Origin of the sequence: Methanobrevibacter sp. 87.7 (genome assembly GCF_002208625.1) — an archaeon.
Lineage (GTDB): Archaea > Methanobacteriota > Methanobacteria > Methanobacteriales > Methanobacteriaceae > Methanarmilla.
Map to the genome: position 1 here is coordinate 1 of NZ_MRCT01000099.1, position 7,225 is coordinate 7,225.

The following is a 7,225-nucleotide window of genomic DNA, read 5'->3' on the forward strand; positions in this document are numbered from 1 at the left end:
GATTATAATAATATAAATATTATTTAATATATTGAAACATAACAATTGTTAAATTTAAAAAATAAAAATATTATTAAATAAAGATTTTTATTAAAATTTATTGAAATCTAATTAAAATAGATTCATATTAGAAAAATAAGATTATTAAACCTAATTTAAATGATATAATTCATTAATAATATTCTAATTTTATTTAAATTACAAAAACTAAAAAAATATAAATGTACATTTTTGTACACTAAAGTTTTAAATACTACTTTAAAGTATTATAATATATAGGAAACATAAAAGAATTTTAAATTTTTCAAAAGAAAAATTAAAAAAAATATGTTATACTTAAATTTATACTTATACATTATTTAATCAAGTTTATTAGGTGATATTATTTCAAAAAAAAATATTATAGATGAATTAAAAGATTTAATTGCAGAAAAACCAAAAATTAAGGAAATAAATATTGAATCTCCTTTCATCTTATTTAAAAATTTATATTATAATTATAAAGATGCATTTATTTTAGAATCTATGGAAAACGATTCAAAACTTTCAAGATTTTCAATAGTTGGTTTTGATCCTATTGCTAAAATAAAAGTACAAGATCATATAATAACTGTTAAAACAGATAAAGAAACTATTGAATTTAAAAGTGAAAATCCATTTTTAGAATTAAAAAAACTTACTAACTTTGAATTTAAAGGAAAAGGTTTCTATGGAGGACTTTTAGGTTATGTTTCTTATGAATCAATAAAATACATAGAAGATATACCAACACATAAAAGTTTATATCCTGATTTTGAATTTGGACTATTTTTAGACTGTGTAATTCAATATAGAATAAATAATACTTGTAAATATATTACATTTAATAAAGATAGACAAGAACTTATTGAAAAAATATACAAAGAAGTACATAGTAATGGTATTTTAGAATATAAAAAAGAAAAAGATGATTTTACTAAAGAAGAATATATAAATATTGTTAAAAAAGCAAAAGAATCAATTAATAATGGAGAAATATTCCAAGTTGTATTATCAAATTCAGAACATTATATTTTAAAAGGTAGTAAATTACCATTATATGAACATTTAAGAAAAATCAACCCTTCTCCTTACATGTATCACATAAAATTAGGAGATAGAGAAATCATAGGATCTTCACCAGAAATGTTAATGAGACTTGAAGATAAAAATATTGAATCTTATCCAATTGCAGGAACAAGACCAAGAGGTAAAACTCCTGAAGAAGATAAAAATATTGAAAAAGATTTATTAAATGATAAAAAAGAATGTGCAGAACATTTAATGCTTGTTGATTTATCAAGAAATGATGTAGGAAAAGTATCTAAAATAGGAACTGTTAATGTACCTGAATTATACAGTATTAGAAAATTTTCACATGTACAACATATTGTAAGTCATGTTACAGGAGAAATGAAAGATAATTTAGATGCTATAGATGGATTTATGAGTCTTTTCCCTGCAGGAACTTTAAGTGGAGCACCTAAAATAAGAGCTATGAAAATTATTAATGATAATGAAAACTTTGCAAGAGGACCATATGGTGGTGCAGTAGGATACTTTTCACTTAATGGAAATGCTGATTTTGCAATAACAATTAGAACATTAACAACAAATGGAGAACTTGCAGAAATTCAAGCAGGTGCTGGAATAGTATATGATTCTATACCAGAAAATGAATATGAAGAATGTGCAAGAAAAAGACAAGCTATTGTAACTGCTCTTGAAGAATCTGGAGACATTATAAATTAGGTGATAATATGATTTTACTTATTGATAATTATGATTCATTTACATATAATCTATACCAATTATTTGGAAAATTTGAGGAAGATATTAAAGTTATAAGAAATGATAAAATAGAAATCGAAGACATTAAAAAATTAAATCCAAGTCATATTATTATTTCACCAGGACCTGGAAATGCTACAAATAAAGAAGATTTTGGAATATGTAGTGAAGTAATTAAAGAATTTAAAGAAACTCCAATACTAGGAGTTTGCCTTGGACATCAAGGTATATTTTATACTTATGGTGGAAAAATAAAAAAAGCAACACCAGTACATGGTAAAAAAGATAGAATAAAACATTCCAAATCAGTATTATTTGAAGGAGTTCCAGAAGAATTTGATATAATAAGATATCATTCATTAATATGCGATAATGAAACAATACCTAAAGAATTAAAAGTTACCTCATATAATAAAGATAATATTATTATGAGTATTGAACATGAAAAATATCCTACCTTTGGTATTCAATTTCATCCAGAATCTATTGGTGGACATTATTCAGATATTATAGTTCAAAATTTCTTAAATATGTGAAATCTAAAGGTAATAAAATGGATAAAATAGGACAAATACTTGAAAATAAGAAAAAATTAATTTCTGAAGCAAAATCTAAAAAACCATTAAAAGAAATTAAAAAAGAAGCAGAAGATTTTATTTCAACAAAAGAGAAAAAATTCAGATTTAAAGAAAAATTCAAAAATACAAAAGGTACAAAACTTATTGCAGAGTTTAAACCAGCATCCCCTTCTAAAGGTGATATAGGTTCAGTTAAAGTTGAAGATATTATAAATATTTATGATAAAAGTCCTGTAGATATGATTTCATGTTTAACTGAAGAGTTGTACTTCAAAAGTAATTTAAACAATCTTAAAAAAGCTGTAGAAAATACAAATAAACCAATATTAAGAAAGGATTTTTTTATTGATGAATATATGATTTATGAAGCAGCACTTACAGGTGCAAGTTGTATATTATTAATTAGTAATATTGGTATTGATATTGAAAAATATAGAAATATTGCTTTAGATCTTGGTCTTGACTCTGTTATTGAATGCCACAGTAAAGAAGAAATTGAATATGCAAATGATATAAATGGAGAAATAATTGGAATTAACAATAGAAATTTAGCAGATTTTACAATTGATTTTAATACAACAAAAGAATTAGGACAATATGTAAATAATTATTTAATATCTGAAAGTGGTGTTGAAACAATAGAAGATGCAAAACTTTTAAAATCATATGGTGCAGATGCATTATTAATTGGTACTAGTCTTCTTAGAGGCAAAAATCCAAATGAAACTAAAGAGTATATTAACAATTTAAATAAAGTTTTAAAACCATAGGTGTTTAAATTGTCTATAAAAATTAAAATTTGTGGAATGACTGATAAAAAAATTGTAAATGAATTATCTAAATTAAACATTGATTATTTAGGTTTTATTAATATTAAAAGATCAAAACGTTACCAAAGTATTGATAATATAAATAAACTAACTAATAATCTTGAAAGTAAAAAATACTTAACTTTAATTATTGATGATGAAGATCCAGTAAAAGTTAACAATAAAGTAATTAAAACTGGAATTAACAGAGTTCAATTCCATTCAAATATTAGTATTGAAAATATTAAGAAAATAAGAAAATTAAATAATAAAATTAATATTACAATGGTAATTGGTATTAAAGATAAAATTAATCAAGATATTAAAAATAATTTAGAAGATTATTCAGAGTATGTAGATAATATATTACTTGATTATATTAAAGATGGTTTAACTGGAGGAAATAATAAACATATACCAATTGAAACTGCAGTAGAAGCAAGTAAAATTATAAAAAATAAAAACCCAAAATGCAATATAATACTTGCAGGTGGATTAAATTATGATTACTTAAAAGAAATTTTTGAATATTTAAACAATTTTGATATGATTGATGTAAATAGTGGTGTTGAAGATGCACCAGGAATTAAGAATATATCAAAAATTAAAAATATTATTAAATTAATTAAAAATTAAATTAAAATCTTTAATTAAATTAAGTGTAAAATTAAATATGTTAAATAAAAAAATTAAAATAAAAATTAAAATATGATATTTAATATTTAGCTATAAATTAAAATAAAATCTTTAATTAAATCAAAATTAACTAAAATATATAAAAATTAAAATTAGAAAATAGGAGTTAAAATAATGAAATATAATGGAAAATTTGGTAAATATGGAGGAACATATGTTCCAGAATTATTAATGCCTGCTATTGAAGAATTAGAAGAAGCTTTTTACAAATATAAAGATGATGAAAAATTTAAAAAAGAATTAAATAAATATTTAAAAGAATTTGCAGGTAGACCAACAGGATTATACTATGCAGAAAATTTATCTAAAAAATTAGGATGTAAAATTTACCTTAAAAGAGAAGATATGTTACATACTGGAGCACATAAAATAAATAATGCTATAGGACAAGGATTACTTGCAAAATATATGGGAAAAACAAGACTTATTGCAGAAACTGGAGCAGGTCAACATGGAATTGCAACTTCAGTTATTGGTGCAAAATTAGGATTAGATGTTAATATTTACATGGGTTCAAAAGATGTAGAAAGACAAAAAATGAATGTATTTAGAATGGAATTATCTGGAGCTGAAGTAATTCCAGTAGATGCAGGAAGTTGTACTCTTAAAGATTCTATTAATGAAGCATTCAGAGATTGGATTTCAAATGTTGATACAACCCATTATCTTATAGGTACAACAATGGGACCACATCCATACCCAACAATGGTTAAATATTTCCAAAGTGTAATTGGAAAAGAAGCAAGAAAACAAATTTTAGAAATTGAAGGTAAACTTCCAGATACTGTTATTGCATGTGTTGGTGGTGGAAGTAATGCTATGGGAATATTTTCAGGTTTTATAGATGATGAAGATGTTGATTTAATTGGAGTTGAAGGTGGAGGAAAAGGTGCAGATACTGATGAAAATGCTGCAACTATTGAAAATGGTAGTGATGGAATATTACATGGTGCATTATCAAAAGTTCTCCAAACTGATGAAGGACAAATTGAACAAGCAAGTTGTGTATCTGCAGGACTTGATTATCCTGGTGTAGGGCCAGAACATGCATATTTAGATAGTATTAACCGTGCAGAATATGTATCTGTTAACAATGAAGAAGCACTTAATGGATTTAGAACATTATGTGAAGTTGAAGGAATTATTCCAGCACTTGAAAGTGCACATGCTGTTGCATATGCAATTAAATATGCTAAAAAAGAAAAAAATAAAGGCAAAACAATAATTGTAAATCTTTCCGGAAGAGGAGATAAAGATATGAACATTGTTGCTAAAGAATTAGGAGTAGAAGTATAATTATACAATTAGGAAGGTTAATACAATGAATATGAAAACATATGAAGAAACATTTAAAGAAGCAGAAGCTAAAAATGAAGGAATATTTATACCATTCTTAGTTGTAGGAGATCCTGATTATGAAACATCAATAGAAATCGCTAAAACAATGTTAGATAATGGTGCAGATGCATTAGAAATAGGGTTTCCATTTAGTGATCCAGTAGCTGATGGTATAACTGTTCAGAATGCAGATATTAGATCATTTAAATCAGGAACAACCATAGAAAAATGTTTTAAATTCCTTGAAGAATTAAGAGAATATACAGATAAACCATTTGGTTTACTTATTTACTATAACATTATTTATAAATATGGTATTGATGCATTCTATGAAAGATTAAGTAAACTTAAAGTAAATGCAGTTCTTGTAGCAGATTTACCTCCAGAAGAATCAATAGATGTACGTAAAGCATCTAAAAAATATGGAGTAGAAGAAATATTTATTGCTGCACCAAGTACAACAAATGAAAGATTAAAATTAATTGCAGATTATGCTGGAGGATTTATATACACTGTATCTGTTATGGGAACTACCGGTGCAAGAGATAAAGTAGAACATAATACTACAGACATGATTAAAAGAATGAGAGAACACACAGATATGCCATTATGTGTTGGATTTGGTATTTCTAAACCAGAACATGTTAAAGAAGTTATTAGTTCTGGTGCAAATGGTGCAATTGTAGGTAGTGCAATTATAAACATTATTGCAGACAATTTAGATGATAAAGAAAAAATGTTGAAAGACATTGGAAAATATGTTAATTCAATGAAAAAAGCTACTAAAAAAGAATAAAATGATGATTATATGATTACTGAAATATTTGAAGATTTAATAGATCAACAAAATGATTTAACTGAAGAGCAAGCATATGCTTGTATGGATGATATGATAAATGAAACATGTAATGATAACATTATAGCAGCATTTTTAATTGCACTTAGAATTAAAGGTGAAACTATACCTGAAATCACAGGATTTGCAAAATCTATGAGAGATCATGGACAACATGTTGATTATAAACCTAAAGGTTATATGTTAGATGCATGTGGTACTGGTGGAGATACTTTCAAAACATTTAATGTAAGTACTGCAGCATCAATTATTGCAAGTAGTGGTGGAGCAGAAATTTCAAAACATGGAAACCGTAGTGTAAGTAGTAAATGTGGAGGTGCAGATGTACTTGAAGCATTAGGTGTAAATATTACTGCAGGACCAGAAGTTAATAAAAATTCATTAGAACATTGTAATTATGGATTTTTATTTGCTCCAATATATCACCCTGCTACAAAAAATGTAATGGGAATAAGAAAAAGTTTAAATACACATACAGTATTTAATTTACTTGGACCATTAATTTGTCCATCAAATTTAAATGCACAAATGATGGGAATATATGATCCAGAACTTATTGAGGATATTTCTAAAGTATTAGTAAATTTAGGAAGAGAACGTGCAATGATTGTACATGGTTTTGATCAAAATGGAAATCCTGCAATGGATGAAATCTCAATAATTGGAAAAACAAAAGTAGCATTTATTGATCATGGAAAAATTGAAATTAAATATATAAGTCCAGAAGATTTTGGATGTGAAACTGTAAATCCAGATTACATAAAAGCACCAGATACATTAGAAGAACATGTACAAATAATTAAAGATATTTTAGATAATAAGCAAGAAACAAAAGAAAATAAAGCAAGATTAGATTTAGCTTTAATAAATTCTTCTGCTATGCTATATGTTGCAGACAAAGTTAAAAATCTTAAAGAAGGAGTAGAACTTTCTAAAAAATTAGTAGAAGATGGAAGTGCTAAAGAACAATTAAATAAAATAATTAAATATAGTAATGAAAAGTTATAATTACTATAAATTATTTTTTATTTTTTAATAAAGTAAAAAATTTAATTACTTAAATTCAAATAAAATATTTAAAAAAAACTTATTTTAATCCTAAATAAAAATAAAAATATAATTTTTTACTCATTTAATAA

Annotated in this window: 7 protein-coding genes; all 7 read left to right on the forward strand. The window is 24.8% G+C overall.

Annotation, left to right across the window (positions count from 1 at the left end; genetic code table 11):
• The first annotated feature begins 384 nt into the window (after positions 1-384).
• The 7 genes from BGI41_RS05705 to trpD all read left to right on the forward strand — a co-directional run bounded on the left by BGI41_RS05705 (position 385) and on the right by trpD (position 7,094).
• A complete protein-coding gene (locus tag BGI41_RS05705; protein ID WP_198945423.1) occupies positions 385-1,770 on the forward strand; it encodes an anthranilate synthase component I family protein in 1,386 nt (461 codons plus the stop codon).
• 8 nt (positions 1,771-1,778) lie between these two features.
• On the forward strand, positions 1,779-2,345 hold the full coding sequence (locus BGI41_RS05710) for an aminodeoxychorismate/anthranilate synthase component II (protein ID WP_088539396.1): 567 nt from the start codon (positions 1,779-1,781) through the stop codon (positions 2,343-2,345).
• A gap of 17 nt (positions 2,346-2,362) precedes the next feature.
• The gene (locus BGI41_RS05715; RefSeq protein ID WP_088539398.1) at positions 2,363-3,157 is read left to right on the forward strand and encodes an indole-3-glycerol-phosphate synthase; all 795 of its coding nucleotides are present in this window, start codon (positions 2,363-2,365) and stop codon (positions 3,155-3,157) included.
• 9 nt (positions 3,158-3,166) lie between these two features.
• Positions 3,167-3,832, forward strand: a complete 666-nt coding sequence (locus tag BGI41_RS05720) for a phosphoribosylanthranilate isomerase (RefSeq protein ID WP_088539400.1) — start codon at positions 3,167-3,169, stop codon at positions 3,830-3,832.
• A gap of 174 nt (positions 3,833-4,006) precedes the next feature.
• A complete protein-coding gene (gene trpB / locus BGI41_RS05725; RefSeq protein WP_088539402.1) occupies positions 4,007-5,188 on the forward strand; it encodes a tryptophan synthase subunit beta in 1,182 nt (393 codons plus the stop codon).
• A gap of 25 nt (positions 5,189-5,213) precedes the next feature.
• Entirely contained in the window at positions 5,214-6,026 is an 813-nt protein-coding gene (gene trpA, locus BGI41_RS05730; protein WP_088539404.1) for a tryptophan synthase subunit alpha, read from the forward strand.
• A 12-nt stretch (positions 6,027-6,038) separates the two neighbouring features.
• Complete coding sequence (gene trpD, locus BGI41_RS05735; RefSeq protein WP_088539406.1) at positions 6,039-7,094, forward strand: anthranilate phosphoribosyltransferase; 1,056 nt, start codon at positions 6,039-6,041, stop codon at positions 7,092-7,094.
• The last annotated feature ends 131 nt before the right edge of the window (positions 7,095-7,225 follow it).